This window comes from Endozoicomonas sp. GU-1, from assembly GCF_027366395.1.
Lineage (GTDB): Bacteria > Pseudomonadota > Gammaproteobacteria > Pseudomonadales > Endozoicomonadaceae > Endozoicomonas.
Window position 1 is genome coordinate 2664409 of sequence record NZ_CP114771.1, and the last position, 18768, is coordinate 2683176.

An 18768-nucleotide genomic window follows, 5' to 3' on the forward strand; every position below is an offset into this window, starting at 1 on the left:
GGGTCAAGTCTTTCTTTGAAGGAGAAAAGGGCACCCATAAATTCGTCATTGATGATTGAATTTGTGGGTGTCCTATTCTTCCCTGTTTTCATTTTATCAACGCTATTTTTTTAAAATGGCTATTATCCCGTCAATTATTTTTTGGTGTTTCTCTTTGGTTAATTTTCCTACCGGGGGTTCGAGCAGGGTATCATTTGCTGTGAATAATTTACCTGGTCTGGCGTAGCTGGTTAGCGATAATCCACCTTGGGCGAAATCTTCTTTTTGGATAACCACTGCGTTTTGATCACCGTAGGCTTTACTGGTGATTTGGCACAATACCCAGTCACCCTTGCCAGCATAAGCCAGAACCAATGCCGGTCTTCGCTTTGTTCGAGTCAGATCTGAAAAGGGAAATTTAACCGGAACAATTACTCCCTGCCCAAGGTTGACCATGCCTCATCCTCTTCTGGTTTATCCCAGTCTTCTGATAGTACTTGCTCACTCAGCAACGCTTCATCATTGGCCTGTTGCGACTTGGGCGGTTCATCAAGAACCGTAACAAGGATACGACAGTCTTGCGGTAGTTTTATATTGGATGGCAGGCACAGGTTGCCCCGCTCATCTGTTTTTGTCTCATAGGTGGTAGGCATTGGCTTTTCCTTAAATTGATCCTGTTTTGATAGGTTAGGGCGGTTAGAAAATCGGGGTCAAGTCTTGAATCTTGATACTTCTTTTTGGGAACAATCAACCCTCTCAACCTTCTATGCGGTCAATTGCACTCATAAAACAAGCAGCCCTTTGCTTGAGCCTTGCAGAAGTGCATAGATTTCCTGTTTGTTCTCTATCAACGTGTTTTCAACAACTGTCAGCCTGACATTGCCCAGTGACAAATGTATCACTTTTGGTGGGTGGCCGCGCTTTTCCAGCATCGACAAAAAATCCTTGTCCTTGCTGACAATGGCGAAACCATTGTCTTTCGCATAACACCACAGTTCATTATCTGGTGAATTGTCCAGCCCGGCATGAATAACATGCAGGCTACCCGGAAAAGTGAGATCTATTCGTGCAATCAGTCGTGGGGAGAGGTTTTCATCAAGTAGCAGCATCATGCTGCACCCTTGACCGTACTGGCTGCATACAACAAAGCTGCCTTAATGTGCTCTGCGCCCAGGTTGGGATGATTTTCAAGAATTTCATTCTGGCTCATACCCTCGGCCATCATCTCCAGAATGTCGGTAACTGTTATTCTTGTCCCCTTTATGCAGGGCTTACCAAACCGTTTTTCTGGGTTGATTTCTATGTATTGCAAATGATCTTGACGCTCCATGCTAATACCCTCTTCAACTTCCACATATGTGTCGGTGAAGTCTAGCAAGCCTGATGAGGCATGTCATTGCCAAGGGAAATCGGGGTCAGAATGAAGGAGAAAAGTGAAGGAGAAAAGTGAAGGAGAAAAGTGAAGGAGAAAAAGACATCCATAAATTTGTCATTAGTGATTGAATTTGTGGGTGTCCTATTTTTTTTCCTATTTTTCGCGTAAAAGCGTTGATACCCATGCTGCACTGAGCGGGATGTTCGGGTACCAGGACCCTGTCCGAGAACAACGCAGGATCATATTAAAAAAACGCCCCCGCCAGGCGGGGGAGAAAAGGATCAGACAAACAAAATCAGATGCAACGCCATACCAACCACAAACGCACCAATCATCGGTACCGAGGTTCTTTTCACCACTTCAAACGGTGAGATTTTGGCAATACCGGCACAGGCAATAATGACCGCCGAGATGGGGGACATGGAACGGCCCATGGAAGCGGCAAAGTTCATGGGCAGCAGCATGGCCACCGCAGGCACACCAAAGCTTTTGGCAACCTCTGGTGCCAGGGTGGCAAATGACAGGAAGGCCGCATTGCCAGAGCCCATCATAATGGCCGCAACAGCAATCAGCGTGGCCATAAACAGCGTCATACCGGCAGCACCGATACCCAGCCCCTGGGCAGAACCGAGCAGGGAGTCAATGGCACCAATATGCTTTAACCCTGTGGCAAAAATTTCAGCACCGATTATCAGACCTACCACCGGACCAAAAACAGCGCCCATACCATTGAGGAATTGATCAAAGCCATCAAGGGACTGTTTCATTTTCCGGGTACGGATCACTTCACAGAGCATGCCGACAAATACGCTGATCAGCATGGCCATGACCAGGTTCATTTTGATAGACGACACCATCATTTTGGAAAAGATCAACAACAGGAAGAAAGGAATCATGGGCAGCAGCGCATAGAATGCCGGGGCCGGGTCTTTCTGGTCACCGTCTGTAGGTTCGATGCCCTCACCCACATGCTCGGCAACCCTGTAGCCATCTTTCAGATCGCACCGACGCTGCCAGACAAAGTGCAGGGCCGCCGCCACCAGCGCCATGGGGAAGGTGATCCAGGCCTGATAATCCAGGAAGTATTCGGTAATTTCCAGTCCGGACTGGCTGGCGGCAAAATTGGCATTCACCTGGGTGACACCGATTTCAAATGCCGCCGGAGAAGCAATCACGGCAACCGCTGAAGCCGGGCTTAAACCGATATTTCTCAGCACCGGATACAGCGTCACCATCAACAGCAGACCGAGGCCCGTTGCCGAGGTGACGAACATTTGCAGCACAACACTGAGCAGATAACACAGCGCCAGTACCATATAAGGTGAGCGAAAACGGCTGATGGGCTTGACGGCCAGTCGAACCAGCGCTTCTGAGGCACCGATATGGGACATATAGCTGGCAAAACCACCACAGGCCATGATGGTCAGACCCAGGCTGGCCATGCGGAAGCTGAATACCGTGTTCATCAGTTGAAACAGGTCAAAGGGGATAAAACCGGTGGCCTTGGCCGCTGGCAGAATATCTTTTATCCCCATCACCGCGGCGGCACTTAGCAGGACAATACCGGCAATAGCCAGCGAAGCCGATGCACTGTAGTTCTTCACGATGGCGTAGATAACCAGTGCAACTACGGGTATGACAATGAGTATATCCACAGGGGAATCCTGAAAATGGCTAAATTGCGCGCAGGTTATTTCTTGAGCTATTGGTTGTAAATGACCAATGTCAAATAATGATCGGGTAGTTCTTTTTAACCATTCTGACAGTCGTTATGACCGAACTTTAAAGACGGAAAGCGCTTACAACCCACACAAAAACACACGTAATTTCATCGTATTCAATCTTTGCACATTTTTTGCTAAAGCTATGGTTTCAGAAACGTCTATGGGTTTATAATCAGCCGCACATGGAGAGTAAGCCTCTGCAGCCTCCACGGAAAACGAAGTAAAGGTATACGGTTGCCTATGAAGCCTTCCTTACAGCTCAAGATGGGCCAGCAGCTGACCATGACGCCGCAGCTGCAACAGGCCATCCGGCTGCTACAGCTATCGACCCTGGATCTTCAGCAGGAGATTCAGGAGGCCCTGGAGTCCAACCCCATGCTGGAGTCCGAGGATAGCCAGACAGAGGACACCGCCAGCAGTGAAGGACAGGAAGAACTCGTTGATCTGAGCGAAAAAGCCTCAGAACCTGAGCCTCAGGAGATGGCGGAATGGTCAGACAGCATTCCCAATGAACTGCCCGTGGACTCCGCCTGGGACGACGTGTATTCCAGCCTGCCGGCCAGCAGCGGTGACGATGATTATGACCCCCTGGCAAAATCCTCCGCTGTGGAGTCACTTCAGGATCACCTGGAATGGCAACTGGATATGCTGCCCATGAGCGACCGGGACCGGCTGATTGGTCTGGCGATCATCGAAGCAGTTAATCCGGATGGCTATTTAACCTGCACGCTGGATGACCTGTTTGTCTCTCTTCAATCCCAACTGGACGATCTGGAGATTGAAGAGATCCATGTGCTGCAACACCGGGTACAACAATTCGATCCGGTGGGTTGTGGCAGTATTGACCTTAGAGAGTGTCTGTTGGTTCAACTTCGTCAGCTGCCGCCCTCAACACCCCATTTCAACAATGCGGAAAAGCTGCTCACCCGTTACCTTGAGTCCCTTGGCACCCGTGATTATGCCAGCATCATGCGTCATGCCAAACTGAAAGAAGACCAGCTGCGAGAAGCCCTCAGCCTGATTCAGAGCTTCCACCCAAAACCCGGCAGCACCATTGATCAGACAGAAGCCGAATATGTGGTACCGGATATATCCGTCCGGAAAATCAGGGAACGCTGGACGGTGGAACTGAATTCCGACGCCCTGCCCAAACTGCGCATTAATAATAATTATGCGTCCATGGTTCAGAGAGCCAATAACAGCCGCGACAATGTGTTCATGAAGAACCATCTGCAAGAAGCCCGCTGGTTTTTGAAAAACCTGCAAAGCCGCAATGAAACATTGATGAAAGTGGCAAGCCAGATTATTGCCTATCAGCAGGAGTTCCTGGAAAAAGGGGATGAAGCCATGAAACCCCTGGTGCTGGCGGATATTGCCGAGGCGGTGGGGATGCATGAGTCGACGATATCCCGGGTAACGACTCAGAAGTACATGCATACCCCCCGGGGTGTTTACGAGCTGAAGTACTTTTTTTCCAGCCATGTCAGCACCACGGAAGGGGGGGAGTGTTCCTCCACGGCCATTCGGGCCCATATCCGCAAACTTATTGCTGAAGAGACACCGCGCAAACCCCTCAGTGACAATAAAATTGCGGCGATTCTGGGGGATCAGGGCATCAAGGTAGCAAGGCGCACCATTGCCAAATACCGTGAGTCCATGAATATTCCGCCATCCAATGAACGTAAGCAGTTAGTGCCCTAGTTGATACACCGCTCAAAAAGCAGTTTTTTTTGTCTCAGGGCATTCCAAGCTGCACCGACAGTGATAGAATCGAACTCAGCCAGTACGAAAAATCCCGCGGACTGGTGATTATCTGGATAATGGGATTCAGGAGAGCGTTACATGCAAGTCAACATCAGTGGGCATCATGTCGAGGTAACAGAAGCTCTGCACGACTATGTGATCAAAAGACTGGAGCGTCTTGGTTCACATTTTGACCATATCACCAATGTACAGGTGACCCTGAGTGTCGAAAAGCTGGTGCAGAAAGCAGAAGCCGTTTTGCATACCCGCGGGGCCGAGATTAATGCCACCGCCGAGCACGAAGACATGTACGCAGCCATTGACCTGCTCTCGGACAAGTTGGATCGGCAGCTGGTTAAGCGAAAAGAGAAAGCCCTGGACAGGCAACAGGGTGCCAGTGGCCATGCCCTTTGATTTATCAGGTTGCCATTCTTATTCAGCATGATTATTCATCGCATCCTAACCCCCGAGCGCACCCTTGACGGGGTGCACGGGGCCAGCAAAAAGAAAATCCTGGAATTTATCGCTGAACGCATCAGCAGCGAAGCCCCCGAAAATCAATGCCAAAGAACTGTTTGAAGCGCTGGTTGCCCGAGAGCGTCTTGGCACTACCGGGCTGGGTGATGGCGTGGCTATTCCCCACTGTCGCTGTAAAGCCTGCCCGGAGCCGATCGGTCTTTTTATACGACTGGCGGAACCGGTTGATTTTGATGCGGTGGACCGTGAGCCCGTTGACCTGGTATTCGCGCTGATCGTGCCAGAAGGCGAAAACCAGGAACATCTTGAAATTTTAAGGGCGCTGGCCGGGCGATTTCACTCTGCCCTGACCCTTCAGAAAATACGCTCGGCAACAAATACGACAATGCTCTATCGTACCATGAGTGAACAGTGAATAACGTGACAAAAAAAGGCCATCATAGGTAATGATGGCCTGAAAGGTTCAACTTATAACAATGCTTTTATCTTTTGTTGTTAACAGACTTCTATGAGTCCCCGACAAAATGCATTGCTTCTTACAAGGTTTTAGCCAATTACCGTTGAACCTTACGTTTTTTATCATACTCACGAATTGCTGCATACCTGTCGGCCTTTGGGTCTTTTGTAGTGACTTTGGGCAAAACAGTTGATGGAACAATCGGGGTTTCGGACGCTGGGCTTTGAGAGTCGTGTCGCTTTTGACCCTCGGCCATTTTGATGTCCTTAGCCTCTTTGGCCTTCTGCACTTCAGCAGAATCTTGCTTTCGTGTATAGTAGTAGGCAAGCCCATCTTTGCCATACTTTAACTCAGGCCTTTCTGCTTTATTTCTATATGTAACCTTTTTTTCCCTGTCAAAATGTTCTTTTGCTTTTCTGGTTTCAACGTCAGCTCGTTTCTTTTCAATTTCAGCAATGTTCTCCAAGGCTTTTTTATCTCTTTCTTCAGCAAAGACAGTACTTGCACTGTGAAGACCGGTCAGATCGTATCCCTTCTGCCCGTAGAAAGGCGAGCTCTCTGCGGTACGTGGGTTAATCGGCGCAACAACACCTCGATAGAGTTGTTTAGCTTTAAGGTTCACAAGCATTCTAGCCCTGTCAGGCTTGCTGGCCAGCTCTTTGGCTTTATACATATCTATTTTGGCTTCAAGCACTGTTTTGACACAATCAGCAACAGGTTTAGGATCACGCTTGCTTTTGACAACATCCGCCACCACTTCAGCTTCATCCTGGCTTATGACGGTGTCAGCAACAGATTCAGATTTATCCTTACCTTTGCTTGCCTCAACAATAAATTTCAGACCGGTATATTTGTAAACAACTTTGACAACTTTAATTGCCCAGTGCTTCAGCTTTTTGAAGAAGCCACAGGAGCTGTCTTCAGAGCTTTCCGAATTTGTCTGAGGAACAGGTTCCAAAGCCGGCTCGTCCTGCATGACCTCCACCCTGGGATTGGTGTCGCTTTCTATGGGGCTTTCCTGTTCTGTCTGGACAACAGAATCGATAACCGGTTTGATATTCTGCATAGCATCAGCCTTACGCTGAAGGTAGGCCAAATGGCTTTTGGCCAGTTTATCTTCGGCTTTATTCCGACCGCCAATAACAAATATTGGTTTTGGCTGAGCATCTTCAAACTTTCTTTCCAGTGGCCTTACCATGCGGTTATAGAACCTGCCAAAATCCTCAGGTACCTGATCTTTCTCATGCGGACCCGGAACTGGAACTGGTTTAGAAGTTTTTTCAGCTAATGGATGTCCAGTAGTTTCAACTAATCCTGGTTGAGAAGTTTTTTTAACTAATGGTTGATAAGTAATTGCGAGAAATTGTGGTTTAGTAAGTGGTGCGTCCATGATGTTACTCCTTTAACAAAACAGGGTTGTTTCATATAATTAAGAGAGTTTATTTAATTAACCTCTCTCACGGATTATCTTTATGATTTGAATTCTAGGATGATGCTCCCATTAAATGAATGACAGCATTGTCAGAAGCACTAACAGAGTTTTATGCATTTATTAGAATCAGAAAAAACAAACAGCCTGGCCAATATCCTGCCCCCTGATAGAATCCCGCAACCAGATGCTGTCAGCCATTAAACCCATTTTGATTAACAGGATTGCCAGCAACTCCGGATACCCTGGCCATCGATTTGCTTTTTCCACCTCAGGTCAACGGTATCCGGTAGGCTTCTTGATCAAAAGTTGCTTTAATAGAAGAAGGGTCAGCTTTCAATACCTAAGTAGCTGGCCATATGGAATCGAATATTTCTGGCTACTTGGGCTGGTACTATGCGAGGCACAACGGAGGGAGCATAGCCGTAGCTATGTGACCGGAGTTGTAACGAAGCAGAGTGCCAGCACAAGGAGTCAGAAATATATGATTTCATATGGTTAGCTACTTACACGCTCAGAAGCATAAAGGAACAGCTATGAAACTTATCATCATCAGCGGGCGCTCCGGTTCTGGAAAAAGTTCAGCTCTGCACACCCTTGAGGATGAGGGTTTTTATTGTGTCGACAATCTTCCGGCCAGTATGCTGAACCAATTGCCGGATACCCTGAAAGGCCATCATTCAACTCCACCCAGGATGGCCGTCAGCATTGATATCAGAAACCTGCCCGGAACTCTGGATAACTTTCCTGATCTGCTGAAGTCCCTTCGGAACAAAGGCATCCATTGTCAGGTACTGTACCTGGACACCGACAGCGAAAAGCTGGTCAGCCGTTACAGTGCCACACGCAGAAAGCACCCGCTCAGTAATGACCAGACATCGCTCAGAGAAGCCATCGCGTTAGAAAAAAAGCTGCTTACGCCGGTGCTGATTGAGGCAGACCTGAAAATCGACACCACATCGCTCTCTGTTCATCAGATGAGGGACATGATCAAACAGGAGTTCTGCGCTGATCACAAAAGCGGTGTGACGGTTCTTTTTCAATCCTTCGGCTTTAAAAACGGCATTCCTTCAGACGCCGACTTTATCTTTGATGTTCGCTGCCTGCCCAACCCTTTCTGGGACGAATCCCTGAGAACATACACAGGTCTGGACCAACCGGTTATCGATTTTCTGAAGGATGATCCCCTGGTGGTCGAAATGGTGGAGGATATCAGTGCCTTTATCGAAAAATGGCTCCCGCGCTTTGAGTCAGCCCAGCGCAGTTATATGACGATTGCCATCGGTTGCACTGGAGGGCAGCACCGCTCAGTCTATATTGGTAAAACACTGGGCACCCTGTTTACCAGTAAGCTGGATCGGGTTCAGGTTAGACACAGAGAGCTTCACGAATAATGATTACCTATCGAAAAAAAATCATTAACAAACTGGGCTTGCACGCCCGGGCGGCATCCAAGTTTGTTTCTACGTCATCGGCGTTTGCCAGTGAGATTGAAATCGGATTCAATGGGCGCAAGGTGGATGGCAAGAGTATCATGGCGGTTATGATGCTGGCGGCAGGACAGGGTTCGGAGCTTGAGCTCCTTTGTGACGGCCATGATGAAGAGGCCGCCTGCCTTGCCCTGTGCGAGCTGATTGATGACCGCTTTGGTGAAGAAGAATAACAGACTCCCCCTTTGCGGGGAGTAGCCACTGCAATTACCATAGAGACCATCTTTCATTTTCCCTGACCATCCGGCCTTTTACCGGATGCGCAGAAACTGTTCATGCAGATCATTCAGGCAAATCATTCAGGCAGATCATTTCAGGCAGACAACAATGGCGCAGCAACTGCAATTGAGCATCGGTGAAGCCGAGCTGAAAAAACTTAATGATGCTCTTGAGCACGGTGTCTCTGCAGAATTGCGCACTATGTTGAACACCTTGCCCCCGGCTGATACCGCACACTTGCTGGAGTCCTCCCCACCAAAGTTACGCAGCCTGTTGTGGCGGTTGATTGACCGTGAACAGGAAGGCGACGTGCTGCAGGAACTGAGCGAAGACGTTCGCCAGTTCTTCCTTGACCAGATGAACATTGCCGAACTGAAAGCTATTACTCAAGGTCAGGATGTTGACGACATTGCCGACCTGCTGCAACAACTGCCAGATACCATCACCCGACAGGTGCTGGACTCCATGAACAGTCAGGACCGCCAGCGGGTTGAGGCGGTTCTGGCCTATCCGGAGGATTCCGCCGGTGGCTTGATGAACACCGACACCATTACGGTGCGCCCCAATAACACCGTTGATGTTGTTCTTCGTTACCTGCGCCGTCATGAAGGCATTCCGGATGGCACAGACAGCCTGTTGGTGGTCAATCGCCGGGATGAATACATCGGCCGCCTGCCCCTGACCTTGCTCCTGACGACCGAACCGGGCGCTACCGTCAGACAAGTGATGTTAACCGACCTGGATCCAATTCCTGCGGATATGCAGGATACCCAGGTAGCCCAGCTGTTCGAACGGCAGGATCTGCTCTCCGCCCCGGTGGTGAACGACAATGGCAAACTGCTTGGCCGGATCACCATCGATGATGTAGTGGACGTGATCCGGGAAGAGGCCGAACACTCCATGATGAGTATGGCCGGTCTGGATGACGATGAAGACACCTTCGCCCCGGCCCTGCGAACTGCACGACGCCGGGCGGTCTGGCTGGGCTTCAACCTGATTACCGCCTTTATTGCCGCCTCGGTCATTGGTCTGTTTCAGGAAACCATCGATAAAGTGGTGGCCCTGGCGGTGCTGATGCCGATTGTTGCAGGGATGGGAGGTAATGCCGGCAGTCAGGCCCTGACCCTGGTGATCCGGGGTATGGCGCTAGGGCAAATCAGTAAGACCAACCTCCGCTGGCTGCTAAGCCGGGAGCTGGTTGCCGGATTTCTCAACGGGTTGTTGTGGGCAACCCTGGTGGCCGCCATCGCCTGGTTCTGGTTTGATGACCCGATTATTTCCCTGGTGATCGCCTGCGCCATGGTGATCAACCTGAGTGTTGCCGTGGTCACCGGTGCAATGCTGCCGGTTTTACTGAAATCATTAAATATTGATCCGGCCCTTGCTGGCAGTATTATCCTGACCACGATTTCCGATGTGGTGGGGTTCCTCTCATTCCTTGGGCTGGCCACTGTTTTCTATGGGTAGCGTTTTGGACCACAAAGGCACAAAGAAGAGCAAAAGAGTAGTAAGAGCAAAGCTCTTACTACTCTTGCCTTGGAAGGCTGTCCGAGAATAGCTTTTAAACATTGAACCACAAAAGCCCAAAACACCTTTGTGTCTTTGTGCCTTTGTGGTTCCCTTCTTTTTAACAATCACTCACCCGCCAGCTTCATACTGCTGATCAGAATTGAACCGGTCTGGATATTCCCACGCCTGTCGACATCATTACCCACGGCAACAATGTTCCGGTAGATATCTTTCAGGTTGCCGGCAATCGTCACTTCTGACACCGGGAACTGAATTTCGCCATTGTCGACCCAGAAGCCACCGGCACCACGAGAATAATCACCGGTAACGGTATTAACCCCCTGCCCCATCAGTTCGGTAACCAGCAGCCCGGTTCCCATCTGTTTCAGCAGCGCATCAAGATCGCCTGCATTGCTTTGTACAAACAGGTTATTAACACCACCGGCATTGGCGGTACTGTCCATCCCCAGTTTGCGGGCAGAGTAGGTGCTTAAAATATAATGCTGCAGCACACCGTCCGTAATAAAGTCCTTGGCATAGGTCGCCAGCCCATCATTATCGAAGCTGGCGGATCCCAGCATGTTTTTCAGCAATGGTTGCTCGTGGATACGCATCCATTCTGGAAACACCGGCTTACCCAGATGATCCAACAGGAAAGAGGCCTGTCGATAAAGGCTGCCACCACTGATCGCCCCGAGAAAATGGGCAATAAGACCTGAAGCCACCTCCGGTGCAAACAGTACCGGCACCTCGGCAGTGCCAACTTTTCGCGCTCCCAGTCGGCGCACCGTGCGTTCCGCCGCGGTCTTGCCAACCGCGACCGCTGTTTCCAGCTCGTTGGCATTACGGCTTACGGTATACCAGTAATCCCGCTGCATCTCGTCACCCTGCATGCCAATCAACACCGCACTCAGGCTGTGGCGACTGGACACATAGCTGCCAATAAACCCATTGCTGTTGCCATAGACACGGCAACCCTGATGACTGGAGACACTGGCACCGTCGGAATTGACAATTTTATTACTGAACGCACGTCCAGCATCTTCACATTGCATGGCCAGATCAATCGCCTGCCCGGCATCGATTCCCCAGGGGTGATACAGGTCAAGATCCGGCAACGCATCACCATCAGCCATTAACACGGGGTCAGCCAAACCCGCATAAGGGTCTTCGGACGCGTAACGGGCAATATCGCAGGCGGCTTTTACCGTTTCACGGATGGCCTTTGGGCTGCTGTCAGAAGTACTGGCAGAGCCTTTTCGTTTACCCAGATAGACGGTAATGCCCAGCCCCTGGTCACGGTTAAACTCAACCGTTTCAACATCGCCCATACGGACGCTGGCCGACAGGCCGGCATCCATGCTGATGCCCACCTCACAGGCATCCGCTCCCTGTCTGGCGGCCTCTGCCAGAATATCACCGGCCAGTGTTTTCAGCCTGGTCTCTTCACTTCGTGGATCCAGCACTGCATTGGAAGGTTCGCCCATGATTGCACCTGATCTGTTGTGTTTATGCCTACGGAGGTTTTCAACTATTGTGCCGCTGTGAAGTTAATAATGCATCAGATAGATGCTCAATTGCAGATTCAGAGTCTAATCAGCCATCTTTATCAAGGCTTGCACACTGAGCCTTGTGCACTATTTTCTTTAAGCGATTTGCTGTTTTTTATATCTTGAGCGGGAATAGGACAATGTTCTCAAGCGTCAGGACGGAGCATGACCATTCGCAGGAAATGGTAGCCGATGCCAGCGTGGAATCCACCTCTGATGTCGATCTCCCGCTGCCTGATAACACGACAGAGGTCAATCATTCAGAATCTGCTGTGGCTGCTTCAGCCAGCAGGCAGTTATCGGCAACAACGGCCGATTTTGCAGAGCTGATGATATCAGCGGTCCTGCGTAATGACCTGGCCACCGTCAACTGGTTGCTGGACCAGGGCACTGACCCCAATATTTGCTCTGTGGGTGGATCTACCCCTCTGTATATTGCCATTCACAGACTGGACGGTGAAGGTATTGTCAAGACGCTGCTGGATCGCGGTGCAGATCCGAACCTTCCTGTCCCCGCTTTGTTGGGAGATCAAAGTACGCTTTTGCTGCAAGCGGCAGGACTGGGCAACTATAAGGCCCTCAATTTGTTGCTGGACAGGGGAGCTGACCTGAACGCCAGTAACATTTGTGGTCACACAGCACTGCATATGGCCCTTCTTAATATAAACGAGACAGCGATCACCAAGTTCCTGAATTACCTGCTTGACAGAGGTGCCTATATCAACGCCCTTGACTTCTCGGGCCAGACTCCGCTGCTCTATGCGATACTTCACTGCAAAATTGCGGGCGTTAACACGTTACTGCAAGCAGGTGCCAATCCAGATATTCCTGACAAGTGGGGTCAGACTCCACTTAACTGGGCTCTCCATTATAGAATGAACAGTATGGCCAATAGCTTGCTGGCCAATGGAGCCAATCCCAATAAACCCGGCAGCTCAGGCAATACCCCACTGCATCTGGCGCTTCAGAAAAACCGGCCGGAGATCGTTGGCAGTCTGCTGGCCAATGGTGCCCATGCCAATATTCCCAATGAATCTGGTAACACCGCACTGGACATTGCTGCAGCCAGAGGCGTTGTTGATGCCCTGCACAATTACATTCCTGCTTATCAACCGATGACGCTAATGGCCTGCGCCCGAACCTGCATTCGTTCAAGGCTGGTAGAGAACCGGGTGCCCTTGGCAAAAGTCCTGTCATCAGGCTCTGACTGCCTGCAGCTGCCGTATTCCCTGAAGAACTATTTATACCAGCCGCTGACTTATTCGGGATTTGCCCTAAAAGCAGGTTCATAAGATTCAGACTTGCGCAGAGAGCCTTGTGCACTAATTTATCTAAACTAACTGGTGATTCATGCAATGACCAGGCAATGGCAGCTGATGCCAAACCGGTAAAAAAATGCTTGTCCAGCTTCACCAGGCACGCTGCGTAGCGGATATGAACAGTTAGCGATTATGTCGTCTATTATGTTGCAGACACCGTAGAACAGCATCAGTAATGGCAGGAGGGTGACCATGGCTGTTATTTCACCTGATTTTACCTTTTCACATCAGCGGCTGACCGATCTTGACCTGAACGCTTTTGCGCCTTTTTTTGCCAATCTTGCCGCTGACCGTTATGTCAGCGGTCACTACCGTTTTCGCCGCTACTCCCGCTTTACCGGGCCAGCAGATCGCCTGGAAAGATTACCCCACGATGACTTTGTCCAGTCCCGTTCGGTCAATTATCTCAGTGGCGACATTCTGCGGGAATTTGCTGAAATTGAACCGGCCCTGACGGAGCTGCCGGAATTTCAATCCCTGTTCAGACAGGTAAACGGTTTTTTCGGTCTTGACCCGGTACGTACCGTTTATGGTGTGCATCAAATCCGGATCACCTGCTCCGGTGATGATCACGGCTTGCCAGTGCCGGAAGGCATTCACCAGGATGGCTTCGACCTGATCGCCATCATCTGCACTGACCGCAAAAACGTCGAGGGGGCAGAGACTGGAATTTTTTATCATCCGGAACAAAAACCTGCCTATAGTGCTACGCTGTTGCCCGGGGATATTGTTTACTGTAATGACCGGCGGGTCTATCACTACACCTCTGCGCTTCAGGTCAGCAGTGGCGAAGTCTCCGGGCATCGGGATGTTTTCGTTATTACGGTAACCCTGGAGGATGAACAGTGGAAAAACAGCATACCTCAACCAGCCTCCAGCGTATCCGAGAGCAATTTCCAGCCCTTGAGCGGCTAGAGGGAAACCAGCGGGCCGTCTATTCTGATGCGCCGGGAGGTACTCAGGTTCCGGTATCGGTGATCAGTGCCATGTCCGATTACCAGCAATCGGGTTCCGCTAACCTGGGTGGTTTTTTTGCCACCAGCGAAGAAACCATGACACTGCTGGAACGGGCAAGGGAGGCTGTGGGGCAGTTATTAAATGCCCCTGCTGACAGCATTGCCTTCGGTGCCAATATGACCTCCCTGACCCTGGCGCTGAGCAGAGCCATCGCCAGAACCTGGCACAAGGGTGATGAGATTGTTGTTTCATCGCTGGACCATGACGCCAATATCACCCCCTGGGTGCTGGCGGCAGAGGAACGGGGATGCACAGTCCGGACGATGGATTTTACCACCAGTCAAAACCTCTGCGTCACGGAGCTTGAGCACCTGCTGTCCAACAGAACACGACTGGTGGCGTTTACCCTGGCCTCTAACGTGACCGGCAGCATCACCCCGGCAGCAGAACTGATCAGGGCTGCACACTCCGTGAATGCCCTGGTCCATGTTGATGCCGTTCACTACACCGCCCACCGGTTACCGGATGTGCAGGCCCTGAATGCCGATTTCCTGACCTGTTCAGCCTACAAGTTCTGCGGCCCTTACCTGGGGGTGACGTATGGTCGGCCAGAACTGCTGGGCAGCCTGAAGCCCTATAAAGTCCGGGCGGCAAATGACCAGCCACCCTGGTGCTGGGAGACAGGGACACAGAACTTTACCGCGATTGCCGGATTGCTGGCCTGCATTCAATACCATGGCTGGCTCACCGGTTCTGACCATGACCGCAAGGGATTGCAGACGTCGGCCCGCTGGATTGAGGAACACGAGCAACAGTTGTCGCAACGGTTTCTGGATGGTCTCAAACACATGACCGGGTTCACCTTGTACGGCTCGGCCACCACGGCTGACCGAACCCCCACCTTTGCCCTGGCCCACCACCAACAATCCTCAGCCAGGCTGGCACAATTGCTGGCCCGGCACGGTATCTATACCTGGTCCGGCCATTTCTATGCACTGGATCTGCTTGACCGGCTCAAACTTCAGGAGCGGGATGGGTTACTGCGGATAGGCTTTGTCCACTACCATACGCCGGAAGAGATCGACAGGGTGCTTAACGTTCTGGCAGATATTTCTGCGTGATTTGCCAGATGATGCATCAGTCCCGCAGCAAAACAACAACAGGAGCTGCGGAAAAACATCCCAATTGAAAAGCATTCTGAAGTAAAATACCGGGAATCCATTTTCCATCCATGGAACTGCTTTCTGATAAATAACATCAGGCAGATTCCCGCCAATGGCCATTCTCTATGAGTAAAAAGAGCCGTCGTATCCAGGAAGCCTGGGACGATGAAGAAACCGAAGAAATCATCTATGTCAGCAAATCTGAGCTGAAGCGAGACATGGATGAGCTTAAGAACATTGGTGCCCGACTGATGGAACTGAAACCGGCACTGCTGGATAAGTTGCCACTGAATGATCGCCTGCGTGCAGCGTTGGATGAGAGCAAGCGCATCAAAAGCAACAATGCCAGAAAGCGCCATCTGGGCTTTATTGGCAAACTGATGGCAGACCAGGACATTGAGCCGATCATGGAGCTGCTTAACCAGCTGGATTCCTCCAGTGAAGAGTACAACCGCCGGTTTCATCAATTGGAGCGGTGGCGTGACCAGCTGATTCGTGATGATGACAGTCACACGGCATTAACTGAATACCTGGAGCACTACCCGGAAGCTGACCACCAGCATATCCGCCAGCTGGTTCGTAATGCCCAGAAAGAAGCGTCTCAGGATAACCCCCCGGCAGCGGCGCGAAAGCTGTTCAAATATCTGAGAGAAGTGGACGAGCTTTAAGGTTGACCATGAGCAGGCTGACCCAGCCTGCTCTTTTTACGTCGTGATTTTTTCGGTCACCGCCGGGACTTCACCCCCATGCTTTTAGTGATCTGCCAAAGGGTAATCAGAAAAAACACCATCAACGCCATCATCCATCAGCTGTCTGGCAACCGCCGGAGAGTTAACGGTGTAGCAATACAGTTCATAGCCTTTGGACTTCACCCGCGAAATATGTCGTTTTGCCGTTCGCTTACTGTTGAGGTGGATGGATACCGCGTTGACCCGTAATGCTTGCTTGTGCCAGTTCATTGGCAATCGCTCAAACAAACAGCCAACCGGAATATCAGAACAATCTGAAAAACGGACAAGTGCCGCATAATTAAAGCTGGAAACCAATAGCCGATCGTTTGGCAACTCAACCTCGGCCAGGGCCTTTACTACCGCTTCTACCAACCTCGACTCTGAACAGCCATTGGTTTTCAGCTCAAGGTTCAGCCCAAGCCCAAGTTCTTTTATGAGCTTAAGCGCCGCCCCAAGCTGAGGAATCGGCTCACCCGAAAACTGCCCGGAGAACCAGCTTCCGGCATCGATTGTTGCCAGATCAGAGCAGGTTAACGTCTTCAAGCGACCTTTTTTATTGGTGGTACGGTTCAGTCGCCGGTCATGAAAAAGCACAAGAGTACCATCACCTGACAGAGTAACATCCACCTCGACCCACTTCAGCCCGCGCTCAGCAGCCTGCCTGATGCCTGCCAGGGTATTTTCCGGAGCCTCTCCTGCCAGCCCCCGATGCCCGATTATCCTGCTCATGCGCATGAATTTACCCACCTTAAAACACCCCTGTCCAAATGCAGGAACGGAGCTATTCTTACCCGAGTCACTGTTTCAAGGACATTATCACAGATGCGACCTGTTTTGCTCAGTATCGATGTTGGCACCCACAGTTTGCGCAGCGCTTTTGTTTCTCTGGAAGGGCATGTCCTGGCCCATAACGAAGAGCCACTGCTGATCTGGAAAACAGCAAGTACCATGGAGTTCTGTTCCGAGAATATCTGGGAGGCCCTGGTCACCGGCGTTAACCGATTAATCGCTGAACACCCGCTGAATCAGGAAGATATTATCGGGATCGGTATTGATACCACCTACTCCCTGGTTCTGCTGGACCAGCAGATGCAACCTGTTCACCTGCCCGGGAGCAATCGTGCTGACACTTTTGGCTGGATGGACAGCCGCGCCAGTCAACAGGCTGCCTATATTGCCAGAGAACACCCGGGACTATTTGGCCATGCGGACCCTGGCATCAACGCCAGGAGTAACTGCTGTAAACTACTCTGGCTCTTCCAGTGTGCGCCGACAACCTGGCAAGCCGCCACCTGCATCCTCGACCTCTATGATTATGTCACCTGGAAGCTAACGGCCTGCCTGACCAGAACCCCTGATTCGACCAGTCATATCTTTACCCAAAAGGCTGCTGCCCAGCTGAATATTGATATTGAGGGACGATTCAAGGGTGAATCCCTTGAGATTGGTGCAGCCATCGGGGATGGCCTGTGCCAAAGTGCCGCTGACCAACTGAACCTCAAACAGGGAACCCCGGTTGCCACAGGTATCGTTGATGCCTATGGCGGCACCCTCGCCACGATACTGGCCAGCAATCACCCGGACCGTCAGCAACCACTGGACTGTATTACCAGAAGAGTCAGTTTTATCGGTGGAACTTCATCCAACTACGTCGCGTTCAGCAGGGATAGGTTGACCTGCGATGGAGCAGATGGCCCCTACCCTTCGGTGCTGGAAGGTTACTCGTTGATATACGCCCGGCAAACGGCGGCAGGTGCCTTTATTGATCACATCATTACCTCACACCCGGCTTACAGCTCAATCTATGATATCGCTGTGAGTCTGGGGGTCGGGGTTCATGAATACCTTAATCAGATTCTCTATGAGCTGGCGGATAATGATCGATCGGAATACGCTGACAGTGTCAGCAAACTGACCGCGCACCTGCATATGCTCCCTTACTTTGATGCGCCTGAAGTGGATCAACCACAGCGGGGAATGATCACCGGCCTTACCCTGGATAAAAGTCACCAGTCGCTTGCTGTGCTGTACCTTGCCAGTATTCAGGCCCTGGCCCTGGATGCACGCTATCAGTTAGAGAAGTTAACAAAAGCCGGGTATCACATTGAACTGTTGATCCCCACCGGGGGATTGGCAAAGAACCAACGACTGCTCACTGAACATATCAACATACTCAATATTCCTGCTGCCATTTCGGAAGAGAGAGAGAATATGCTGCTGTCCGGAGCCATCACCGGGTCGGTGGCCGCGGGTATCTACGACAGTATTGAGGAGGCCATGAGAGCCATGAGTCGCTATCACGAACGGATAGAACCGGACCTGCAGCTGGCTGATTTTTACCAGGCAAAATACGACATATTTATAAAGATGCTGAGGGATCAACAATCGTGGGAGTGAGAATTGGAAGGTTTGCAAGGGTGGGAAGATGGGGTGGGCGAAGGGGCTCGAACCCTCGACCGCCGGAATCACAATCCGGAGCTCTGCCAACTGAGCTACGCCCACCATCAACATCTGAATCAGGAAAGAACTTCATCCCTCACCAGACGCCGCTGATTATAAGGAAAGCTGTTCAGCTTGCAAGCATGACCCGTTGTTTTTTTTCTGCGATTTACCACTATATTTCAATAAGCATCTATCTTCGTTCAG

General features: G+C 50.8%; 19 protein-coding genes and 1 tRNA gene. 11 read left to right on the forward strand and 9 right to left on the reverse strand.

Annotation, left to right across the window (positions count from 1 at the left end; all coding sequences use genetic code 11):
- Positions 1–102 precede the first annotated feature (102 nt).
- The 5 genes from O3276_RS10985 to dcuC form a co-directional block, all read right to left on the reverse strand.
- On the reverse strand, positions 103–435 hold the full coding sequence (locus tag O3276_RS10985; RefSeq protein ID WP_269675657.1) for a type II toxin-antitoxin system PemK/MazF family toxin: 333 nt from the start codon (positions 433–435) through the stop codon (positions 103–105).
- Positions 411–632, reverse strand: a complete 222-nt coding sequence (locus tag O3276_RS10990; RefSeq protein ID WP_269675658.1) for a hypothetical protein — start codon at positions 630–632, stop codon at positions 411–413. The genes O3276_RS10985 and O3276_RS10990 overlap by 25 nt, the downstream gene beginning before the upstream one ends.
- A gap of 129 nt (positions 633–761) precedes the next feature.
- A complete protein-coding gene (locus O3276_RS10995; protein WP_269675659.1) occupies positions 762–1091 on the reverse strand; it encodes a DUF5615 family PIN-like protein in 330 nt (109 codons plus the stop codon).
- A complete protein-coding gene (locus O3276_RS11000) occupies positions 1088–1333 on the reverse strand; it encodes a DUF433 domain-containing protein (RefSeq protein ID WP_269675660.1) in 246 nt (81 codons plus the stop codon). Before O3276_RS11000 ends, O3276_RS10995 begins: the two co-directional genes overlap by 4 nt.
- Before the next feature lie 302 nt (positions 1334–1635).
- A complete protein-coding gene (gene dcuC, locus O3276_RS11005; protein WP_269675661.1) occupies positions 1636–3009 on the reverse strand; it encodes a C4-dicarboxylate transporter DcuC in 1374 nt (457 codons plus the stop codon).
- A gap of 309 nt (positions 3010–3318) precedes the next feature.
- On the opposite strand from dcuC, the gene O3276_RS11010 reads away from it, so the two are divergent.
- From O3276_RS11010 to O3276_RS11020, 3 genes are all read left to right on the forward strand, one after another.
- Positions 3319–4779 carry an RNA polymerase factor sigma-54 gene (locus tag O3276_RS11010; protein ID WP_269675662.1) on the forward strand — a complete coding sequence of 487 codons (1461 nt, stop codon included), beginning with the start codon at positions 3319–3321 and terminating at the stop codon, positions 4777–4779.
- Between the two features lie 141 nt (positions 4780–4920).
- Entirely contained in the window at positions 4921–5235 is a 315-nt protein-coding gene (gene hpf / locus O3276_RS11015) for a ribosome hibernation-promoting factor, HPF/YfiA family (protein WP_101748939.1), read from the forward strand.
- 64 nt (positions 5236–5299) lie between these two features.
- Positions 5300–5713, forward strand: coding sequence for a PTS sugar transporter subunit IIA (locus O3276_RS11020; RefSeq protein WP_269675663.1), 414 nt, complete (start codon positions 5300–5302; stop codon positions 5711–5713).
- A 139-nt stretch (positions 5714–5852) separates the two neighbouring features.
- Here O3276_RS11020 and O3276_RS11025 read toward each other — a convergent pair whose 3' ends face one another.
- Positions 5853–7145, reverse strand: a complete 1293-nt coding sequence (locus tag O3276_RS11025) for a hypothetical protein (RefSeq protein WP_269675664.1) — start codon at positions 7143–7145, stop codon at positions 5853–5855.
- Positions 7146–7720: 575 nt separating this feature from the next.
- Between O3276_RS11025 and rapZ the strand changes: the two genes are divergently transcribed.
- From rapZ to mgtE, 3 genes are all read left to right on the forward strand, one after another.
- Complete coding sequence (gene rapZ, locus O3276_RS11030) at positions 7721–8578, forward strand: RNase adapter RapZ (RefSeq protein ID WP_101748936.1); 858 nt, start codon at positions 7721–7723, stop codon at positions 8576–8578.
- Positions 8578–8847, forward strand: a complete 270-nt coding sequence (locus O3276_RS11035; RefSeq protein ID WP_101748935.1) for an HPr family phosphocarrier protein — start codon at positions 8578–8580, stop codon at positions 8845–8847. The genes rapZ and O3276_RS11035 overlap by 1 nt, the downstream gene beginning before the upstream one ends.
- Before the next feature lie 154 nt (positions 8848–9001).
- Positions 9002–10360, forward strand: a complete 1359-nt coding sequence (gene mgtE, locus O3276_RS11040; RefSeq protein WP_269675665.1) for a magnesium transporter — start codon at positions 9002–9004, stop codon at positions 10358–10360.
- 167 nt (positions 10361–10527) lie between these two features.
- Here mgtE and pmbA read toward each other — a convergent pair whose 3' ends face one another.
- Positions 10528–11889, reverse strand: coding sequence for a metalloprotease PmbA (pmbA, locus tag O3276_RS11045; RefSeq protein ID WP_269675666.1), 1362 nt, complete (start codon positions 11887–11889; stop codon positions 10528–10530).
- A gap of 203 nt (positions 11890–12092) precedes the next feature.
- On the opposite strand from pmbA, the gene O3276_RS11050 reads away from it, so the two are divergent.
- The 4 genes from O3276_RS11050 to yjgA all read left to right on the forward strand — a co-directional run bounded on the left by O3276_RS11050 (position 12093) and on the right by yjgA (position 16059).
- Positions 12093–13244, forward strand: coding sequence for an ankyrin repeat and SOCS box protein (locus O3276_RS11050; protein WP_269675667.1), 1152 nt, complete (start codon positions 12093–12095; stop codon positions 13242–13244).
- A 219-nt stretch (positions 13245–13463) separates the two neighbouring features.
- A complete protein-coding gene (locus O3276_RS11055) occupies positions 13464–14186 on the forward strand; it encodes a 2OG-Fe dioxygenase family protein (RefSeq protein WP_269675668.1) in 723 nt (240 codons plus the stop codon).
- On the forward strand, positions 14117–15349 hold the full coding sequence (locus O3276_RS11060; RefSeq protein ID WP_269675669.1) for a cysteine desulfurase-like protein: 1233 nt from the start codon (positions 14117–14119) through the stop codon (positions 15347–15349). Before O3276_RS11055 ends, O3276_RS11060 begins: the two co-directional genes overlap by 70 nt.
- 167 nt (positions 15350–15516) lie before the next feature.
- Complete coding sequence (gene yjgA / locus O3276_RS11065) at positions 15517–16059, forward strand: ribosome biogenesis factor YjgA (RefSeq protein ID WP_269675670.1); 543 nt, start codon at positions 15517–15519, stop codon at positions 16057–16059.
- An 84-nt stretch (positions 16060–16143) separates the two neighbouring features.
- On the opposite strand, the gene O3276_RS11070 is transcribed toward yjgA, so the two are convergent.
- Positions 16144–16851 carry a glycerophosphodiester phosphodiesterase family protein gene (locus O3276_RS11070; RefSeq protein WP_269675671.1) on the reverse strand — a complete coding sequence of 236 codons (708 nt, stop codon included), beginning with the start codon at positions 16849–16851 and terminating at the stop codon, positions 16144–16146.
- 93 nt (positions 16852–16944) lie between these two features.
- On the opposite strand from O3276_RS11070, the gene O3276_RS11075 reads away from it, so the two are divergent.
- Positions 16945–18519, forward strand: coding sequence for an FGGY-family carbohydrate kinase (locus O3276_RS11075; protein ID WP_269675672.1), 1575 nt, complete (start codon positions 16945–16947; stop codon positions 18517–18519).
- A 29-nt stretch (positions 18520–18548) separates the two neighbouring features.
- Here the strand turns inward: O3276_RS11075 and O3276_RS11080 are convergent.
- Positions 18549–18624: transfer RNA gene (locus tag O3276_RS11080), tRNA-His, on the reverse strand.
- Positions 18625–18768: the final 144 nt, after the last annotated feature.

Bases quoted from the DNA above. Each gene is read 5' to 3' on its own strand.
- O3276_RS10985 (WP_269675657.1), bottom strand. From the start codon at position 435: ATGGTCAACCTTGGGCAGGGAGTAATTGTTCCGGTTAAATTTCCCTTT.
- O3276_RS10990 (WP_269675658.1), bottom strand. From the start codon at position 632: ATGCCTACCACCTATGAGACAAAAACAGATGAGCGGGGCAACCTGTGC.
- O3276_RS10995 (WP_269675659.1), bottom strand. From the start codon at position 1,091: ATGATGCTGCTACTTGATGAAAACCTCTCCCCACGACTGATTGCACGA.
- O3276_RS11010 (WP_269675662.1), top strand. From the start codon at position 3,319: ATGAAGCCTTCCTTACAGCTCAAGATGGGCCAGCAGCTGACCATGACG.
- hpf (WP_101748939.1), top strand. From the start codon at position 4,921: ATGCAAGTCAACATCAGTGGGCATCATGTCGAGGTAACAGAAGCTCTG.
- O3276_RS11025 (WP_269675664.1), bottom strand. From the start codon at position 7,145: ATGGACGCACCACTTACTAAACCACAATTTCTCGCAATTACTTATCAA.
- rapZ (WP_101748936.1), top strand. From the start codon at position 7,721: ATGAAACTTATCATCATCAGCGGGCGCTCCGGTTCTGGAAAAAGTTCA.
- O3276_RS11035 (WP_101748935.1), top strand. From the start codon at position 8,578: ATGATTACCTATCGAAAAAAAATCATTAACAAACTGGGCTTGCACGCC.
- mgtE (WP_269675665.1), top strand. From the start codon at position 9,002: ATGGCGCAGCAACTGCAATTGAGCATCGGTGAAGCCGAGCTGAAAAAA.
- pmbA (WP_269675666.1), bottom strand. From the start codon at position 11,889: ATGGGCGAACCTTCCAATGCAGTGCTGGATCCACGAAGTGAAGAGACC.
- O3276_RS11050 (WP_269675667.1), top strand. From the start codon at position 12,093: ATGTTCTCAAGCGTCAGGACGGAGCATGACCATTCGCAGGAAATGGTA.
- O3276_RS11055 (WP_269675668.1), top strand. From the start codon at position 13,464: ATGGCTGTTATTTCACCTGATTTTACCTTTTCACATCAGCGGCTGACC.
- yjgA (WP_269675670.1), top strand. From the start codon at position 15,517: ATGAGTAAAAAGAGCCGTCGTATCCAGGAAGCCTGGGACGATGAAGAA.
- O3276_RS11070 (WP_269675671.1), bottom strand. From the start codon at position 16,851: ATGAGCAGGATAATCGGGCATCGGGGGCTGGCAGGAGAGGCTCCGGAA.
- O3276_RS11075 (WP_269675672.1), top strand. From the start codon at position 16,945: ATGCGACCTGTTTTGCTCAGTATCGATGTTGGCACCCACAGTTTGCGC.